Origin of the sequence: Methylocaldum sp., from assembly GCF_035627495.1 — a bacterium.
GTDB lineage: Bacteria > Pseudomonadota > Gammaproteobacteria > Methylococcales > Methylococcaceae > Methylocaldum.
Genome location: NZ_DASPLO010000167.1, coordinates 62,596 through 80,500, shown reverse-complemented (window position 1 = coordinate 80,500; position 17,905 = coordinate 62,596). Strand labels below are relative to the sequence as shown.

Here is a 17,905-nt window from a genome sequence, read left to right as displayed (position 1 = left end):
GTCTCCGAGTCGAAAAAATTGAGTGTGTCTTAACCCAGGTTCTCGACCAGCCGCCAATACGATCGCATCTGCCGATACGTACAACGTTCGTTGGGAGCCGCTTTAAACTGCGGATGGGTGAGCAGCCTGTCCAAACAGCAGGCGATATGTCCGGCCGTCGACGGCGAAGGATTTCTGGCATACCGCACCAGCAGAAAGCGCAAGGTCTCCTGCAATAGATCGGGCGATGGTGCATGATCAGTGGATACGCGGCCTTCAACGGTCATAAATCCCTCCTCGGTAATCAACATGTGCGCTGATCGGCGCTTAGGCTGACGAACAGCAGCAGACGTTTAATAAGGTCTTTGGAAGACAGATCCAGACAGCGGAAATCCTCGGCGTGCAGATTTCCGTTTTCAAACAGCTCGATCAGCTTGACGGCGGAAATTTGCAGTCGCGCTCCCGCGGCAGATTGATTTGAGAAAACTGTACGTTTGGCAGAGTTCATGGCACGGCTCCCGCGGGTAACGAACTTGGCTTACATGATAATAATTCTCATTACAATGTCAAATGCTCTGTATGTCCGGTTGGGAACCGGAGGAAAAGCTTCTAGAGAAAATGGGCGGGGCCGGTGCATTTGTGCGGCTTAGCTCACGGTCGGGCAAGATTCGGTATCTATACTTGGATGGCCCCAGGAGTGTCGGCGTCGGACCGTCATGAGTGAAATGAAGTTCTCGGCGTGACGACAGCGTCCCGAAGGTCGGGCCGACAATCTGCGGTCGTTGTCAATCCATCATTTCAGCCGAGGAAGAATGCCCATGAAATTCAAGAATTACCTCAAACTCCTGGTCTACAAGGATGGCTCCGATCTCTATCTCACCGCCGGGGCGCCGCCCGCCGCCAAATTCCAGGGGAAACTGACGCCGATCGATAACATCCAACTGACCGACGATATGGTTAAAGAGATTGCCTATTCGGTCATGGACGAGGGTCAGCGCCGCGATTTCGAGCGGCGCCCCGAGATGAATCTAGCGATCAGCGAGGAGGGCGTGGGGCGCTTTCGCGTGAACATCTTCAAGCAGCGCAATGCCCATGCGATGGTGGTACGGAACATCAAGGTCAATATTCCGAAAGTGGACGATCTGGGCCTCCCGGAAGTCCTGAAGAACGTCATCATGGAGAAACGGGGGCTGATCCTTTTCGTCGGCGCCACCGGTTCCGGCAAATCGACCTCTCTGGCGGCACTGATCGATCATCGCAACAGCAACTCCACCGGGCATATCATCACCATCGAAGACCCGATCGAGTTCATGCATCCCCATAAGAAATGTCTGGTGAATCAGCGGGAAGTGGGCGTGGATACCCAGACTTACGAGGATGCCCTCAAGAACACGCTCCGACAGGCGCCGGACGTCATCCTGATCGGCGAAATCCGCTCCCAGGACACGATGGAATACGCCATCAACTTCGCCGAGACCGGCCATTTGTGCCTGTCGACCCTGCACGCCAACAACTCGAATCAAGCGCTCGACCGGATCATCAATTTCTTTCCGGAAGAACGGCGGAATCAGCTGTTGATGGATTTGTCCCTTAACTTGCGGGCTTTCGTTTCGCAGCGCCTGGTGCCCACGGTGGACGGAAAACGCGCGGCGGCCATCGAGATCCTGCTCGGCACGCCCCTGGTCTGCGATTTGATCCGCAAGGGCGATGTCCACGCGATCAAGGAAGTCATGGAGAAATCCGAAGGCTTAGGGATGCAGACTTTCGACAGCCATTTGGTCAAGCTGTACGAGGCCGGACGGATCACCGTCGAAGAGGCCATCCGCAATGCGGATTCGGCGAACAACGTCAGATTGAAAATCAGTCTCGGCCAAGGTAAGCGGCGTGCTCCTGAGGAAACATCATCGGAAGGCGACGAGGCTTCGCAAGAAGCGGGCGACGACAAGAGCGATGGCGCTTCAGCCGTCGAATCGGCATTCGGCAAGATGAATCTGAGTCTGGAACCCGTCAGCGACGAAAACGAGGCCGTCGAGGAATCCCATTGACTCTGCTTGATCGGGAAGAGCGCGTCGCCAAAGAGGCTTTTTGCGCCCGTTCCACGCCAAACTACCGGCAAACCGCAACAGGCGGGTTATGCACGAGCTCTCCTTGATGCAAAATGTGCGGGATATTATCGAAGCCAGCCGTACGCAACAGGGTTTTCGCCGGGTTCGGACGGTGCGGATCGAGGTCGGCAAGCTTTCCTGCGTCGAGCCGGACGCGTTGCGCTTCTGCTTCGACGTGGTGATGCAGGGCACGCCGGCGGAAGGCGCGAACCTGGATATCATCGAGACCCAAGGCCGCGGTGTGTGCAGATCCTGCGGCGGGATGGTCGAACTGGAAGCGCTTTACGACTCGTGCCGGCTCTGCGGCAGCCATCGGGTGGATGTCACCGCGGGGAACGAGCTGCGGGTCAGAGAGCTTGAAGTCGAGTGAATGTATAGATCGGAAATGAGAGAACGACGATGTGCGCGATTTGCGGCTGCGGCCAACCGGAACACGGACATGCCCACGACCATGGTCATCACCACGAACACGGTCATGAACATCACCATTACGGCACCGGAGCCCATTGGGTGCAGGTCGAGCAGGACATACTCGGCAAGAACAATCGCTATGCGCTCCAAAACCGCGCCTATTTCCGGCAGAACGGCATTTTCGCCCTGAACCTCGTCTCCAGCCCCGGCGCCGGAAAAACCTCGCTGCTGGTGGCGACGATCCGGGCGCTCAAGAACCGGATTCCGATCGCCGTCATAGAAGGCGACCAGCAAACCCACCGCGACGCCGACCGCATCCGCGCCGAAGGCATCCCCGCCCTGCAAATCAACACCGGCAAGGCGTGCCACCTGGACGCCCACGGCATCGGCCATGCCGTGGTGGACTTGCACGTAAAGCCGAACAGCCTGCTCGCCATCGAGAACGTGGGGAACCTGGTGTGCCCCTCGTCCTTCGATCTGGGCGAAGCCCACAAGGTCGTCATCCTGTCGGTGACCGAGGGCGATGACAAACCCATCAAATACCCGGACATGTTCCACGCCGCCGACCTGATGCTCATCAACAAGATCGACCTGCTGCCTTATGTCGATTTCGATGTCCCGCGCTGCATCGATTACGCACGTCAGGTGAATCCGGACATCCGGGTGATTCAGCTATCCGCCACCCGGAGTGACGGCATGGACGACTGGGTCGAGTGGATTATGCGCGGAGTCGAAAAAAGCCAAGTCGGGTGAACGACTAAAGACTGTTCATTGGTTACTTGCTTAGTTTGAAAGCACGTGGGCAAGCTGGCGCTTGCGGATAGCGCCAAAAGGCTTGTCGATCACCAAGCCTACTCCGGCACCAGCCACTCCACCCGCCAAGCGCCCTGCTTTTCGATCGCAAGCTGTTCCCACAGCCACGGGAGGAGGTCGTTTAATTGCTGATCCAGGCGCCAGGGCGGATTGATGACGATCATGCCGCTGCCGTTCAGACGCAAAGGCTCGTCGTCCGGCAAGACTTTGAATTCCGCCGCCAATATGTTGCGGATTCCGGATTTTTTGAACCGGCGCAGAAGATCGTCCGCCGTGGCGCGGTCCTGAATCGGATACCACACCGCGAAAATCCCCGTGGCCCAGCGCCGGTAGGCTTCCTTCACGGCATCCAGAAGACGCCGCCGCTCGTCTCTGAGCTCGAAGGCCGGATCGATCAGCACCAGTCCACGCCGTTCGGCGGGCGGCAGCAGCGCCTTGAGCGCCTGATAGCCATCGAGATGATGAATCTTGACTTGTTTGTCGCCGGCGAACTCATCGCCGAGCACTTTCACTTCGTTGGGATGCAGCTCGGAGAGCGCCATTCGATCGCCCGGGCGCAGAAAGTGCCGGACCACGCGCGGCGAGCCGGGATAAAAGCGTAGTTTGTCGCCGGAATTTATGGCGCGTACGGTTTCGAAGTAATCCCGGACAGCCTCGGGCGCCGCTTTGACCTTCCATAATGGACCGATGCCGGTTTCATACTCGCGATTCTTGCGCGCCATTGCGGAGCCAAGATCGTAACGGCCGGCGGCGGCATGGGTGTCCAGGTAGAAAAACGGCTTTTCCTTGTTCAGCAGCGGGCGGACCAGCAGGGTCAAGACCAGATGCTTGAAGACGTCGGCGTGGTTGCCGGCGTGAAAACCGTGGCGGTAGCTCAGCATAGGTGACGCAGCCTTATTGGGAGGGCGAACCGTCGATCGGAAGCCGCTCAGAAGTTCGGTTTTTTCTTGGCCGAATTATAACGTTCCATACTGGCGGTAATTTCCTGCTTCGCTTCCTCGCCGTCGTACCAGCCGTCGATCTTGACCCATTTGCCGGGTTCCAAATCCTTATAATGCTCGAAAAAGTGAGCGATTTGGGCGAGTTGGGTTTCCGGGACGTCACGGAAGGAGCTGACCTTGCTGTAGAGCGGGGTCAATTTGTCGTGAGGAACCGCGATAATCTTGCAGTCGCCGCCCGCTTCGTCGGTCATCTTGAGCAGCCCGATCGGCCGGCAGCGGACCACCGATCCGCTTAATAGTTTCCAGGGAGCGATCACCAGCACGTCCACCGGGTCGCCGTCTTCGGACAAGGTGTGGGGCACGTAGCCGTAATTGCAGGGATACTGCATCGCCGTGCCCATGAAGCGGTCGACGAAAAGTGCTCCGGTTTCCTTGTCGACTTCGTATTTCACCGGGTCGCTGTACGCCGGGATTTCGATGATCACATTGATGTCATTCGGAACGCTCTTACCGGAACTGACCTTCATCAAAGACATGGGGTTGGATACTCCTTTAGCTGGGGTAAAACTGCGGGATTATAGCAATGTTTGCTTATTTATCGGTTCGCAAAGAACGGCGCTTGGATTCGATGGTCTGTACCCGGCACAATCGGTCCTGCAATGAGCTTCGTCCCGGACGATATCAGACTTAGGCGCGTATTTGTGAATCCTTTACTCTATAAAGCCCATCCCTTGCTCTATCTCTCCGTGGATCTTCTCATCCATCCGTCCGCGCACCCAGTGGATGATTTTTCCAGGCTGATCCTGATTTACCTCGTCATCAACCTTCTGTGGATGGCGGCATTCCGGTTGGCGGTCCGAAGAACGGTCGGAATCCGGCTGACGCCTTTGAGTGCTTATGGCCTGGCTTTGCCGTCCGCCTTGTTTTACGCGCCGTTGATGCTGACCGTGTTGAACGATGTGCTGGCTCACGCGTTTCGTTTAGAGGAGCGCTACATCTTGATTTTTGTCATCGCGGTGGCGGCGCAGATGCTCGCGGCTCTTTACGCTGCCGTCATACGTTTCGATCGAACCGGGCAGCCTATCGGCGTGAGGGCGGGCATCGCCATCTCCTTGTTTCTTCTGTTATCGTCGATTCCGTTCGGCTTCCTGCTTCTGGGTCTCAATGCGGCTCTCCGGATTATTTGAGGCCCAGCCTCATTCCCATTGACTTTTGCTTTAAATATTTGGTCGAGCTATCGCGTTAACCTATAATGTGGCACGATTTTAGGGCCAGCTCGTATTCACTGTAATTTAGGAAGGTCATCTGTGAGCAACAACTTTATCTTTACCTCCGAATCGGTTTCCGAAGGCCATCCGGACAAGGTCGCCGACCAAGTTTCCGATGCGGTTCTGGACGAAATGTTGAGACAAGATCCCAAGGCCAGAGTGGCCGTGGAAACCTTAGTTAAAACCGGAATGGTGGTATTGGCGGGTGAAGTGACCACATCCGCTTGGGTGGATACCGAAGCGCTGGTGCGCCAGGTCGTTCGCGAGATCGGCTACGACGATCCGTCGATCGGATTCGACTGGGAGAGCTGCGCGGTGCTCACCGCGATCGGCAAACAGTCGCCCGACATTGCTATGGGTGTGGACGACAGCGAAAATCACGAACAGGGTGCCGGCGACCAGGGCCTGATGTTCGGCTACGCGTCTAACGAAACAGACGTGTTGATGCCGGCTCCGATTACTTACGCCCATCGGCTGGTACAGCGCCAGGCGGAAGTGAGAAAGAAGAAACTTTTGCCTTGGCTGCGTCCCGATGCGAAAAGCCAGGTGACCTTCCGCTACGAAGACAACAAGCCCGTTGCCATTGACGCGGTCGTCTTGTCTACCCAGCACTCGCCGGAGATCGATCAGAAAATCCTGCAGGAGGCGGTGATGGACGAGATCATCCTCCACGTGCTGCCGAAGGAGTGGTTGCACAAGAACACCAAGTACTTCATCAATCCCACGGGCAAATTCGTTATCGGCGGTCCGGTCGGCGACTGCGGATTGACCGGCCGCAAGATCATCGTCGATTCGTACGGCGGCATGGCGCGGCATGGCGGCGGCGCATTCAGCGGCAAGGACCCGTCTAAGGTAGACCGTTCCGCGGCTTACATGGGCCGCTATGTCGCCAAGAACATCGTGGCCGCCGGTTTGGCCGATCGTTGCGAGATTCAGGTGTCCTACGCCATCGGTGTGGCGGAGCCCACGTCCATCAGCGTCAACACCTTCGGTACCGGAGTGATCGCCGAGGAACGCTTGGTGCAATTGGTGCGCGAGTATTTCGATCTGCGGCCGAAGGGGCTGATCCGCATGCTGAATCTTCTGCAGCCGATTTATCGTCCCACGGCCGCTTACGGACATTTCGGCCGTACCGAGGACACGTTCACTTGGGAGAAGACGGACAAGGCCGATGCGCTGCGCGAGGCGGCCGGCTTATCCGCACTTTAATCGTTTTTGACCCGGCCGCCGGGTAGGGCGGTGTTGTGCAGGCTGAGGGGCGCTGCGACGGTGGCAAATGCATAGGGCCGCCGCCAGGCTCAGTAAGCGCAACTGGTTTTTCAACGGCGCTCGGTTCGTTTCCGCTGGTCAAAGCCTCTTAGCTGTCGAAAACGGCGTGAGCGTCATAGCGGGTCGGACGGAGCGCAGGAAACGGGTGTACCCGGCAGGTAGTGAGGATGGCGAAGCGCGTTTCGCCAGATTCGAGCCAGGCTTGAATCTCTCGCTGCTTCCGGCAACCGGACCTGTACCAAACGCCCCCGATATGCTCGCGTAACGGTTTTTGACAGCCTCTGACTTTGTGATCTGCGGACATTCACACGATGAGGAGCATGAAACATGAACGCTGTCGTAAATCCTGATTCATTCAACGACTATCAAGTCGCCGACATTTCCCTGGCCGATTGGGGCCGCAAGGAAATCGGCATCGCCGAGACCGAAATGCCGGGCTTGATGGCGGTGCGCGAGGAATATCGCGCGCAGCAACCGCTCAAAGGGGCCCGCATCGCCGGCAGCCTGCACATGACCATCCAAACCGCCGTCTTGATCGAGACCCTAGGGGCCTTGGGCGCGGAAGTGCGCTGGGCATCCTGCAACATTTTCTCCACTCAGGACCATGCCGCCGCGGGCATCGCCGCCGCCGGTATCCCGGTGTTCGCCTACAAAGGGGAAAGCCTCGAAGAATACTGGGACTTCACCCACCGCATCTTCGAATGGCATGACGGCGGTACGCCGAACATGATCCTCGATGATGGCGGCGACGCGACGCTATTGATCACGCTGGGTTCACGCGCCGAAAAGGACCCCTCGCTCTTGGACAAGCCCACTTGTGAAGAAGAAGAGGTGCTGTTCGCCGCCATCAAGAAGCGCCTGGCTTCCCAGCCGGGCTGGTATTCCAAGGTATTGGCCCACATCCAGGGCGTCACCGAGGAAACCACCACCGGCGTGCACCGTCTGTATCTCATGGAGCAGGAAGGCCGTTTGCCCTTCCCGGCGATCAACGTCAACGACTCGGTGACCAAGTCCAAGTTCGACAATCTGTACGGCTGCCGCGAATCGCTGGTGGATGGCATCAAGCGCGCCACCGACGTGATGATCGCCGGCAAGATCTGCGTCGTTCTCGGCTACGGCGATGTGGGCAAGGGCTGCGCGCAAGCTTTCCGCGGCTTGGGCGCCACCGTGTGGGTGACGGAAATCGACCCGATCTGCGCCTTGCAGGCGGCGATGGAAGGCTACCGCGTGGTCACCATGGACGATGCCTGCGACAAGGGCGACATCTTCGTCACCGCTACCGGCAACGTCGGCGTCATCACCCATGACCACATGACGAAGATGAAGAACAACGCCATCGTCTGCAACATCGGCCATTTCGATTCGGAAATCGAAGTGGCGAGCCTGAAGCGATACACCTGGGAAAACATCAAGCCGCAGGTGGACCACATCATTTTCCCGGACGGCAAGCGCATCATCCTGTTGGCCGAGGGGCGCCTGGTGAACCTGGGTTGCGCCACGGGTCATCCGAGCTTCGTCATGTCGAACTCGTTTACCAACCAGACGTTGGCGCAGATCGAACTCTTCTGCCATGGCGACAAATACCAGAACAAGGTCTATGTCTTGCCCAAGAAGCTCGACGAGCACGTGGCGCGACTGCATCTCAAGAAAATCGGCGCGCAGCTGACCGAGATGACCCCGGAACAGGCGTCATATATCGGCGTTCCGGTGGCAGGGCCGTACAAGCCGGATCATTACCGGTATTGATCGTTGATCCGTAAGTCGGGTTGGGCTCTCAGGAGCGTAACCCGACAACTCGGCCGAATCGTTGGGTTATGCTTCGCTAACCCAACCTACCGTAAGAAATCCTGCTCCGGCAGGATTTCTTCTATCGAGAGGCTGTCGAGCAGCTTATGGAATCGCAAAATAAATATCTCAAAATCTTTAGCCTGGAATTCTTTCCGCCCAAGAACGACGAGGCGGAAGACGCTTTCCGCACGAGCCTGGCGAAACTGGCGGCGCTCAAGCCGAAATTTTGCTCGGTGACTTTCGGCGCAGGTGGGACGACGCGGGAAAAGACCTTCGAAACCGTGGTCGAAATCCAGCAGAACACCGGTATCGAGGCGGCTCCGCATATTTCCTGCATCGCGTCCACCAAAGCCAGCGTGCGGGAGGTTTTGGACGCCTATAAGAACCAGGGCATCCGGCACATCGTCGCGCTGCGCGGGGACATGCCCTCGGGCATGCTGTCGCCCGGGGAATTCCGCTACGCCAACGAACTGGTGGAGTTCATCAGGCGGGAAACGGGCGATCATTTCCACGTCGAAGTGGCGGCCTACCCGGAAATGCATCCCCAGGCGACCAACATGGAGGCCGACCTGCGCAACTTCAAACGCAAGGTCGACGCCGGTGCCAATAGCGCCATCACCCAGTATTTTTACAATCCCGAGGCCTATTTCCGCTTTGTCGACGACTGCGAAAAAATAGGCATCGACATCCCCATCGTGCCCGGCATTATGCCGATCAGCAATTACATGCAGTTGGCCCGATTCTCCGATGCCTGCGGAGCGGACATCCCGCGCTGGGTACGGAAACGGCTTGAAGTGTTCGGCGACGACCGCAAATCGATCCGCGCCTTCGGGCTGGAAGTGGTGACCGATCTGTGCCGACGTTTGCTGGAACAAGGCGCGCCGGGGCTACATTTTTATACCCTGAACCGGTCCGAAGCGGTAATCAGGGTTTGGAAGAATCTGGGGGTTGGGTCGGAAGATTGATTCGCCGGTAGGTTAGGGACACCGGCGACAAGACCTTCGATTCGGGCTATTCGCACTATGCAAAACCACGACTGGGTCACCCGCGATCTCGCCGTTCTCTGGCATCCCTGCACCCAAATGAAGGACCACGAAACCCTGCCGCCGATTCCGATCAAACGCGGGCAGGGCGTGTGGCTGGAGGATTTCGACGGCAATCGGTATCTCGATGCCATCAGTTCCTGGTGGGTGAATCTGTTCGGCCATAGCCATCCGTACATCAACGCGGCGCTCAAGGATCAGCTCGAATCGCTGGAACATGTGATCCTGGCGGGATTCACGCACGAGCCGGCGGTGCAATTGGCCGAACGGCTGACCCGTCTCGCTCCGCAAGGATTGTCCCGCTGTTTCTACGCCGACAACGGTTCGTCCGCCGTGGAGGTGGCGCTCAAAATGAGCTTCCACTTCTGGCGGAACGCCGGGAAGCCGGAGAAAACCCGCTTCATCACATTGAGCAACAGCTATCACGGCGAAACCTTGGGCGCTTTGGCCGTCGGCGATGTGCCGCTCTACAAGGAAACCTACGAGCCCCTGCTGCTGAAAGCCTTCACCGTCGAGAGTCCCGACTGCTATCACCGCGAGCCGGGCGAATCCTGGGCGGATCATTCGCGCCGGAAGTTTGCCGAGATGGAACGTACCTTGGCCGATCATGCCGCGGAAGCGTGCGCCGTCATCGTCGAACCCTTGGTCCAATGCGCTGGCGGCATGCGCATGTACGATCCGGTTTACCTCAAGCTCCTGCGGGAAGCCTGCGACCGGTACGGCGTGCATTTCATCGCCGACGAGATCGCCGTGGGTTTTGGACGCACCGGCACTTTGTTTGCCTGCGAACAGGCCGAAATACGGCCGGATTTCATGTGTTTGTCGAAGGGACTGACCGGCGGTTACTTGCCGCTGTCTTGCGTGCTGACGACCGAGGCGGTTTACCATGCCTTTTACGACGAATACGCCAAGCTCAAAGCCTTTTTGCATTCCCACAGCTACACCGGAAACGCCCTGGCTTGCCGTGCGGCGCTGGCGACTCTGGATTTATTCGAACGGGGCAATACCTTGGCGGCCAACAAGCTGTTGGCGCAGACGATGGCCGAATCCGCGGCGGGATTCAAACATCATCCGCACGTCGCCGAAGTCCGCCAAACCGGAATGATCCTTGCCATCGAGCTGGTCAAAAACAAAGCCACGAGAGAGCCCTATCCCTGGCAGGAGCGGCGGGGCCTTCGGGCTTACCGGCACGGATTGGCGCGGGGCGTGTTATTGCGTCCTTTGGGCAACGTCGTCTATCTCATGCCGCCTTACGTCATCACCCCCGATGAAATCCGCTTCATGGCGGAGGTTACGGGCGAAGCCATCGATATCGCGACGGGAGACTAGTAATGCGGATTTCCAGGCTTTATCTTCCACGAACGCTTGAAGAAGGCGCTGTCCTGCGGCTGGACGAGGAAAGCGCCCATTATCTCCGCACCGTGCTTCGCCTCAAGAAGGGGACGGATTTAACCGTATTCAACGGCGACGGAAGCGAATATTCGGCTCGCGTTTCGGATATCGTACGCGACGAGGTCCGCCTGGAAATCGGTGACCGCCGAAACCGCGAAGTCGAATCGTCGCTCATCACCCATCTCGGCCTCGGAATCTCGCGCGGCGAACGCATGGATCTCGCCATCCAAAAAGCCGTGGAGCTCGGGGTGACCCGCATTACGCCCTTGTTCACGGAACATTGCGTGGTTCGCCTCGACGAAGCGCGGCGCGGAAACCGGCACCAGCACTGGCAGAAAGTGGCGCGCAGCGCCTGCGAGCAATGCGGCCGGAACCGGGTGCCCGAGGTCGAAGAGCCGGCCGAGCTGGAGGACTGGATTGCCGGACGCGAAGGCTTGCGGCTGTTCTTCGACCCACAGGGCGCGGTCGGCTTAAGGGATCTGCCGCAGCCGGAAGGTTCGGTATGTCTGCTCTCGGGACCCGAAGGCGGCTTCGCCGCGACGGAGCGGGCCCTAGCCCGAGAAGCCGGTTTCACCGCAGTTCGACTCGGACCGCGCATCCTCCGAACGGAAACCGCCGTGCTCGCCGCATTATCGGCAATACAGGCGATCTGGGGAGATTTGGGCTGATATTGCGGGAGCGCTCCGGCCAAACCCGATCAATCCCGGAAATTCACATACTGCAAAGGCAATTCCAGCTTGGCATCGCGCAGCAGGGCGATGGCATCCTGCAGATCGTCCCTTTTCTTGCCCGTCACCCGGACCTGTTCGCCCTGGATCGCGGCTTGCACTTTGAGCTTGCTGTCCTTGATCAGCTTGACGATGGTTCTAGCCAGTGTCGAATCGATCCCCTGCCGTAAGGTTACGGTCTGACGTGCCTGCTTGCCGAAAACCTGAGGCGGATCGATCTTGAGACAGGCGATGTCGATGCCGCGCTTGGCCAGTTTGGTGTGCAGGATGTCCAGCATCTGCTGAAGCTGGAACTCCCCCTGCGCGTGCAAGGTCACGACGGCTTCCGCCAGTTCGTAACGGGCGTCCGAACCTTTGAAATCGAAGCGGGTGCCGACTTCGCGGTTGGCTTGGTCGACCGCATTGCTTACTTCGTGCAGATTGACTTCCGATACGATATCGAAGGATGGCATAACATGTCCTCTCAGAGCGTGTGTTAAAAGCGTCGCGAGCGCTCAGAGTTTGCGTGCCTTGGCGATAATTTCATACGCGCTGCGGATTTGCTGGGTTTTCTCGGTGGCTAGTTTGACCATTTCCTCGGGTAAACCGTTGGCCACCAATTTGTCGGGATGGTGCTGACTCATGAGTTTTCGGTAAGCACGCCTGATCTCTCCGTCGCTGGCCGAAGGCACGATGCCCAGGACCGCATAGGCATCGGCGGGCGACGGCTGGCGGGCCGAAGCGGCTCGCTGCCGACTCCATTGAGAGTAGCGGCTTCCGGCGCGAGCGAATCGCAGCTCCGCTTCCATGCGGGCCTTAATGGCGTGAAACTCGAAGCGGGAGAATTGGAGCCGGTCGCAGATCCGAAGCAGCAACTGCTCCTCGGTGGCATGGAGCCCGCCGTCGGCAAAAGCCGCTTCCAGCTGGATTTCGGTGAACACGCGCAGCAGCGAAGACCGGCGGTGGCATTCGGCTCGAAATTGGTCCAAGGTGCCATCCAGCGGAAAATCGGGACGTTTGCCTTCGTTGAACAGGCGGATGGCCGTTTTGCGCATGTCGTCCGAAAGCTCCATCCGGTTCATGATCGCGCGCGCGGCTTTGATTTCGGCTTCCGACACCCGTCCGTCGGCTTTGGCGACGTGTCCCATGACAGAAAAGGTGGCGGTGAAAAAGGCCATCTGCACGCGATTCCGCGCGCCGGGAGCGAGGTCCGCTTGCAGCAGGCCGACATTGCCCACGCTCCGGTCGAACTGGTGCCCCAAGGCAGCGCCCAGGACTGCGAATAACGGTCCGCCCATGAAGAAGCCGAACGTCCCGCCGACGACCTTGCCGAGCCAAGTCATGATTGGAATGGTCTTTTATTCTTGCAGTAAAAGAGACAAAGTTACATGATTGGCGGTCATTCATAAAGCCCGCAGCTCTGGCTTGGAAGCCGCTTCTTAGGCCGTGTCTCACGGCGCGCAGCGACGCAGCCGATTCGGTCTGCTCCAGCTAAACCGTTTCAACCACTTTTACCGAAGAGGAATGATGAACGCCCCCGAAACCCTGTACGAAAGCTCGCTGCACAGCTTGAGCCTTCGCGGTCGCGGCAAGGTCCGCGACATTTACGACATCGACGGCGATCACATGCTGATCGTCACGACCGACCGCCTGTCCGCGTTCGATTGCATCCTGCCCGATCCCATTCCCGGAAAAGGCCGGGTGCTCACGTCGGTTTCCAATTTCTGGTTCGGAAAGCTCGGGCACATTATTCCGAACCATTTATCCGGCCTGACGCTGGATCAAGTGCTTTCCGACTCCGCCGAGCGGGCGCAGGTGGAAGGGCGGGGTATCGTCGTCAAAAAGCTCAGACCGCTTCCCGTGGAGGCCGTCGTGCGCGGCTATCTGATCGGTTCCGGCTGGAAGGATTATCAAAAAACAGGCGCGGTTTGCGGTATTCCACTGCCATCGGGATTGCAGCTCGCGGAGAAATTGCCGGAAGCCATTTTCACGCCTTCGACTAAGGCGGAATTCGGCAGCCACGACGAAAATATCAGCTTCGAAAAGACCGCCGAACTGCTCGGAAAAGACCTGGCTGAACACGTCAGCCGGATCAGCCTAAAACTCTACACGGGGGCGGCGGCCTACGCCCTCGAACGAGGCATCATCATCGCCGACACCAAGTTCGAATTCGGCTTGGATAGTTCCGGACAGCTTTATTTGATCGATGAGGCGCTGACCCCGGATTCGTCCCGTTTCTGGCCGGTCGATCAGTACCGGGTCGGCATCAGCCCGCCCAGCTTCGACAAGCAATTCGTGCGGGATTATTTGGAAACCCTTACTTGGGACAAACAGCCTCCGGCTCCCCATCTGCCGTCCGAAGTGATCGCCAAAACAGCCGAAAAATATCGGGAGGCGGAACAGCGTCTGACGAAGCCTTAAAGCGTTGCCAGGTCGAAACAAGTTTGACCCCTGTAGTTTTGACCCGATAATATCCAGATCGATTTTGAGTAGACAGGGCACACGATGAAAGACCGCTGGAATCAACGCCTCGTCTGGCTGTTATCGGCAATCGTCTTGGGGGCGCCGCATCCGACCACAGCCGATACGGTCGAGGACTTCCAAACCTGGGGCAATATCACCGCGGTGGGAGGATTCGGGTTTATCGATCCGAAGTTTCAGAGCATCCGCTACTGGCTCGAAGGCCAGGGACGTTTCGGCGAAGATACGTCCCGCCTGTCGCAGAGCATGATGAGGCCCGCGCTGGGCTATGCGCTCAATGACCGGGCAAGCGTTTGGCTGGGATACGCGTGGATTTTCACCGATCGGCCGTTCGCCCGGCGGCGCTTTGACGAAAATCGCATCTGGCAGCAGTTCTTATGGACACAGTCCACCGCCTTGGGCAGCTTCAGCAGCCGATCCCGGCTCGAACAGCGTTTCGCCGAAACCGGCGATGATGTCGGCTGGCGTTTCCGCCAATTCGTGAAGCTGTCCGTCCCGCTCGCCTTTGCGCGCGACTTCAGCCTCGTGGGCTGGGAAGAAGTGTTCGTCAATATTAGCAAAGCCGATTGGGGCGCGGATGACGGGCTTGATCAGAATAGGGTGTTTGTAGGGCTAGGCTATAACTTCGACAAGCACATCAAGACCGAGATCGGCTACATGAATCAATACATCCGCAGAGCCGAGGCTCCGGACCGAATCAGCCATGTATTGTCGGCAAGCCTCTTGCTGAATTATTGATATTCCGACGGGCACAGCTTCATCTCTAGAACAACCGGCTTTTATCGGATCATGGGCAGAGGGATAGAATCAGAGGAAGCCGCTGCCGGCATCCTTGAGCCTTTGGGGAACCGGATCGTGAAACCATTTTCCTATCGTTATGCCCAGCTGCGTGGCTGGGCGCTGCTCGGCCTTCTTTTACTTGCGCTCGCCCTGCTCGGCGGTATGATTTGGCGCAACCTGGAGCGGTTTGAGACCATACGCACCTACGTCGGCTATACCCATCGCATTCAAGGAGTCGCGTTCGAATTGCAGGAAGCGCTGACAGGTTACTTCACAACCGGGGGAAACCGGCGCCTGAATGCGCAACAACTCTCCAAGCTATCCCTGGAACTCGCCGAATTGGCGCGCCATGATTATCACGTCGCGGTCGACACTCCGAAAAAACTGACCGAGGTCAGCCGACTGATTATCGACATCACCGGCGAGCACCTTTCCCCGGAACGCCAGGAAACCCTTTTACTGCATGCTTTGAGCATCACCGGCGCGATGCTGGATGCGGAAACGCTGGAACGGGAGCGCCTGGTAGAGGATATCGGCCATGCGACCCGGACCGAAATCGTGCTGGCTTTCGGGATATTGGCGGCAATGCTGCTGTTCGGCACGTTATTCTTCCGCCGTCAAATCCTGGCCCCGCTGCACAATCTCCAGGAGTTGCTTCTGCGCCTCGCCCACGAAGATTTCACGCCGATCGACACCGCACGTATCGATCCGCTCTTGCTGCCGGTGTTCAATAGCTATAACGATATGGTTAAGCTTTTGGCCGAACTGGAGGAGGCCAGGCGTCATTATGCGGAATCCCTCGAAGGCGAAGTTCGATTGGCCACCAGGGCACTGCTGGAGCAACAGGCCGATTTATCCCGCACCGAACGGCTGGCGGCGGTCGGTGAGTTGGCCGCCGGCATCGCCCATGAGTTGCGTAATCCCCTCGCGGGAATCCAAATGAGTTGCGCCAATCTCCGCGACGAGATCGGCGATCCGGAACAGACCGACCGGGTCGACTTGATCATCGCCGAGCTAAAGCGGATGGGACGTCTCCTCAACGAATTGCTCGATCACGGCAGGCATACGCCGGCACCCGTCGGCGAATTCGATGTCGCCGTATTGATTCGCGAATTGGTCGCGCTGACGCGTTACCAGATCCAACCCGACATTCGGCTCGATTGGGCCGCTCCGGACAAGTTGGCATGCCGCCTGCCGGAATGCGGTTTGCGGCAGACGCTGCTCAATTTGATTTTGAACTCGGCCCAGGCTCTCAGAGATCAAAGCGGTTCGATAGACATTCGTGCCTATAAGGACGAGGACCGAATTCTTCTCACGGTTAGCGACGATGGACCGGGATTCCCCGAAGAGATCCTCCAAAGCGGCATTCGCCCCTTCGCAACCGGTCGTCCGGGCGGTACGGGTCTCGGGCTCGCCATGGTTCAGCGTTTCGTGCGCGAGCAGGGCGGGCAGATGGATCTTTCGAATGTCGAGCCTCACGGGGCTCGGGTGAGTTTAACGCTTCCCTGTCGTTGCGCCTGATTGTGCCGTGCTTAATACCTTACTGATCATCGAAGACGAAACCTTGCTCGGCTCCGAGCTGACCCGCCACTATCGCAAAGCGGGTTGGGATGTGGAGTGGGCAAAAGACCTCGAGGACGCGAAAAAGCTGCTTCTGGAACAAGGCTTGGAACCCCTGCTGATCCTGTCCGATATGCATCTGCCGGATGGTAATGCACTGGATTTCATGGAATCCGTTCAGGGGCAAGTCGCCAATACCGAATGGCTGCTGCTCACGGGCTACGGCAGCGTGCCGGATTCGGTGCGGGCTTTGCGATTGGGTGCGTACGATTTTCTCGAAAAGCCATGTGAGCTGGCGCGGCTGGATTTGGTGATCGCGGGCGCCGCCCGCAGCGCCCACGCGCAGAAACGCCTCGCGCAACAAGCCCGCCAGAGCCATCGCCGTTATTCGCCGGAAGCCTACGTCGGCAAAAGCCGGGCGGCCCAGCGGGTGCGCGAAATGTTGACACGACTGACTCAGGTGCCGTTCAGCGCCTTGATCATCGGCGGCGAAACCGGCACCGGCAAAGGACTGGCGGCCCGCATACTCCATTACGGCGGGAAGCGGGCACAGAGTCCTCTGATCGAACTCAACTGCGCGGCACTACCGCGCGAGCTTCTGGAGTCCGAATTGTTCGGGCATGAAGCCGGCGCTTACACCGGAGCCGTCTCGCGGCACCGCGGATTGATCGAACAAGCGGAAGGCGGCACTTTGTTCCTCGACGAGATCGGGGAGATGGCCCCGGACCTCCAGGCCAAGCTGCTCAAAGCGATTGAGGACCGGAAGATCCGCCGGCTGGGTTCGGAAAAGGAAATCTCGGTCGATGTGCAAATCCTGGCCGCGAGTCACCGGGATTTGGAGGAAATGGTTCGCAAAGGCGAATTCCGTGGCGATCTGTATCACCGCCTGAGCGTGTTCAAGCTTACGCTGCCTCCGCTGCGGAACGTGAAGGAAGACCTTGAAGAACTGGTGGGGCTTTTCGTCGCCGAATTCAACGCCAAGGCCGGCAAGCAAGTCAAGGTCGTTCCGGATGCGGCCTGGGCCGAGTTGCGGGCTCACGACTGGCCCGGCAACGTGCGGGAATTGCGGAACGTGATCGAGCGCTGCGTGCTGTTCGCCGACGGTCCGGTGCTGCCGGCCGAATGGTTGCAGTTACGCAGGCAGGAGGTAAGACGAACTCTACAAGGCGAATCGGAGACTCAGGACGGGTTATTCATCCCGCTCGACGGACGCATGGCTTTGGACGATATGGATTGCCATATCATTCGAACCACCTTGGAGCGCCACGACGGCAACGTCACCGCCGCCGCCCGCGCACTCGGCACGACCCGCGAAACACTGCGGTATCGGATCCGGAAGTACGGCTTGAAGGAATCGAGCTGATCGCT

19 protein-coding genes and 1 riboswitch are annotated in these 17,905 nt (G+C 58.4%); of the genes, 13 read left to right on the top strand and 6 right to left on the bottom strand.

Annotated features, from left to right (window positions below; all coding sequences use genetic code 11):
* Window positions 1-29: 29 nt before the first annotated feature.
* Window positions 30-266 (bottom strand): hypothetical protein, encoded by a 237-nt coding sequence (locus VEB01_RS15080; RefSeq protein ID WP_324876827.1) that lies wholly within the window; start codon window positions 264-266, stop codon window positions 30-32.
* Window positions 267-283: 17 nt separating this feature from the next.
* Window positions 284-487 carry a hypothetical protein gene (locus tag VEB01_RS15075; protein ID WP_324876826.1) on the bottom strand — a complete coding sequence of 68 codons (204 nt, stop codon included), beginning with the start codon at window positions 485-487 and terminating at the stop codon, window positions 284-286.
* A gap of 310 nt (window positions 488-797) precedes the next feature.
* Between VEB01_RS15075 and VEB01_RS15070 the strand changes: the two genes are divergently transcribed.
* The 3 genes from VEB01_RS15070 (at window position 798) to hypB (ending at window position 3,248) form a co-directional block, all read left to right on the top strand.
* Complete coding sequence (locus VEB01_RS15070; RefSeq protein ID WP_324876824.1) at window positions 798-2,024, top strand: PilT/PilU family type 4a pilus ATPase; 1,227 nt, start codon at window positions 798-800, stop codon at window positions 2,022-2,024.
* An 88-nt stretch (window positions 2,025-2,112) separates the two neighbouring features.
* Window positions 2,113-2,454, top strand: a complete 342-nt coding sequence (gene hypA / locus VEB01_RS15065) for a hydrogenase maturation nickel metallochaperone HypA (protein WP_324876822.1) — start codon at window positions 2,113-2,115, stop codon at window positions 2,452-2,454.
* A 29-nt stretch (window positions 2,455-2,483) separates the two neighbouring features.
* Window positions 2,484-3,248, top strand: coding sequence for a hydrogenase nickel incorporation protein HypB (gene hypB / locus VEB01_RS15060; protein WP_324876820.1), 765 nt, complete (start codon window positions 2,484-2,486; stop codon window positions 3,246-3,248).
* A gap of 98 nt (window positions 3,249-3,346) precedes the next feature.
* On the opposite strand, the gene VEB01_RS15055 is transcribed toward hypB, so the two are convergent.
* Window positions 3,347-4,189 (bottom strand): 23S rRNA (adenine(2030)-N(6))-methyltransferase RlmJ, encoded by an 843-nt coding sequence (locus VEB01_RS15055; protein ID WP_324876818.1) that lies wholly within the window; start codon window positions 4,187-4,189, stop codon window positions 3,347-3,349.
* 47 nt (window positions 4,190-4,236) lie between these two features.
* Window positions 4,237-4,785 (bottom strand): inorganic diphosphatase, encoded by a 549-nt coding sequence (gene ppa / locus VEB01_RS15050; RefSeq protein WP_324876816.1) that lies wholly within the window; start codon window positions 4,783-4,785, stop codon window positions 4,237-4,239.
* A 165-nt stretch (window positions 4,786-4,950) separates the two neighbouring features.
* Here ppa and VEB01_RS15045 point away from each other — a divergent pair, with 165 nt between their 5' ends.
* The 6 genes from VEB01_RS15045 (at window position 4,951) to VEB01_RS15020 (ending at window position 11,677) form a co-directional block, all read left to right on the top strand.
* Window positions 4,951-5,436 (top strand): hypothetical protein, encoded by a 486-nt coding sequence (locus VEB01_RS15045; RefSeq protein ID WP_324876814.1) that lies wholly within the window; start codon window positions 4,951-4,953, stop codon window positions 5,434-5,436.
* Between the two features lie 120 nt (window positions 5,437-5,556).
* Window positions 5,557-6,726 (top strand): methionine adenosyltransferase, encoded by a 1,170-nt coding sequence (gene metK, locus VEB01_RS15040; protein WP_324876812.1) that lies wholly within the window; start codon window positions 5,557-5,559, stop codon window positions 6,724-6,726.
* 38 nt (window positions 6,727-6,764) lie between these two features.
* A riboswitch (S-adenosyl-L-homocysteine riboswitch) is annotated at window positions 6,765-6,855 on the top strand.
* A 258-nt stretch (window positions 6,856-7,113) separates the two neighbouring features.
* Window positions 7,114-8,532 (top strand): adenosylhomocysteinase, encoded by a 1,419-nt coding sequence (gene ahcY / locus VEB01_RS15035; RefSeq protein ID WP_324876810.1) that lies wholly within the window; start codon window positions 7,114-7,116, stop codon window positions 8,530-8,532.
* A gap of 146 nt (window positions 8,533-8,678) precedes the next feature.
* Entirely contained in the window at window positions 8,679-9,539 is an 861-nt protein-coding gene (gene metF, locus VEB01_RS15030; RefSeq protein WP_324876808.1) for a methylenetetrahydrofolate reductase [NAD(P)H], read from the top strand.
* A 57-nt stretch (window positions 9,540-9,596) separates the two neighbouring features.
* Window positions 9,597-10,946 carry an adenosylmethionine--8-amino-7-oxononanoate transaminase gene (locus VEB01_RS15025; protein ID WP_324876806.1) on the top strand — a complete coding sequence of 450 codons (1,350 nt, stop codon included), beginning with the start codon at window positions 9,597-9,599 and terminating at the stop codon, window positions 10,944-10,946.
* Window positions 10,947-10,948: 2 nt separating this feature from the next.
* Complete coding sequence (locus VEB01_RS15020) at window positions 10,949-11,677, top strand: 16S rRNA (uracil(1498)-N(3))-methyltransferase (RefSeq protein ID WP_324876804.1); 729 nt, start codon at window positions 10,949-10,951, stop codon at window positions 11,675-11,677.
* Between the two features lie 29 nt (window positions 11,678-11,706).
* Here the strand turns inward: VEB01_RS15020 and VEB01_RS15015 are convergent, their stop codons facing one another.
* Window positions 11,707-12,189, bottom strand: a complete 483-nt coding sequence (locus VEB01_RS15015) for a YajQ family cyclic di-GMP-binding protein (RefSeq protein WP_324876802.1) — start codon at window positions 12,187-12,189, stop codon at window positions 11,707-11,709.
* A gap of 42 nt (window positions 12,190-12,231) precedes the next feature.
* On the bottom strand, window positions 12,232-13,059 hold the full coding sequence (djlA, locus tag VEB01_RS15010; protein ID WP_324876800.1) for a co-chaperone DjlA: 828 nt from the start codon (window positions 13,057-13,059) through the stop codon (window positions 12,232-12,234).
* 184 nt (window positions 13,060-13,243) lie between these two features.
* On the opposite strand from djlA, the gene VEB01_RS15005 reads away from it, so the two are divergent.
* From VEB01_RS15005 to VEB01_RS14990, 4 genes are all read left to right on the top strand, one after another.
* Complete coding sequence (locus VEB01_RS15005) at window positions 13,244-14,137, top strand: phosphoribosylaminoimidazolesuccinocarboxamide synthase (protein WP_324876852.1); 894 nt, start codon at window positions 13,244-13,246, stop codon at window positions 14,135-14,137.
* A gap of 84 nt (window positions 14,138-14,221) precedes the next feature.
* Window positions 14,222-14,935: a DUF2490 domain-containing protein gene (locus tag VEB01_RS15000; RefSeq protein ID WP_324876799.1), complete on the top strand. Its 714-nt coding sequence runs from the start codon at window positions 14,222-14,224 to the stop codon at window positions 14,933-14,935.
* Between the two features lie 117 nt (window positions 14,936-15,052).
* Entirely contained in the window at window positions 15,053-16,498 is a 1,446-nt protein-coding gene (locus tag VEB01_RS14995; protein ID WP_324876797.1) for a sensor histidine kinase, read from the top strand.
* Between the two features lie 7 nt (window positions 16,499-16,505).
* Window positions 16,506-17,900 (top strand): sigma-54-dependent transcriptional regulator, encoded by a 1,395-nt coding sequence (locus VEB01_RS14990; RefSeq protein WP_324876795.1) that lies wholly within the window; start codon window positions 16,506-16,508, stop codon window positions 17,898-17,900.
* Window positions 17,901-17,905 lie beyond the last annotated feature (5 nt).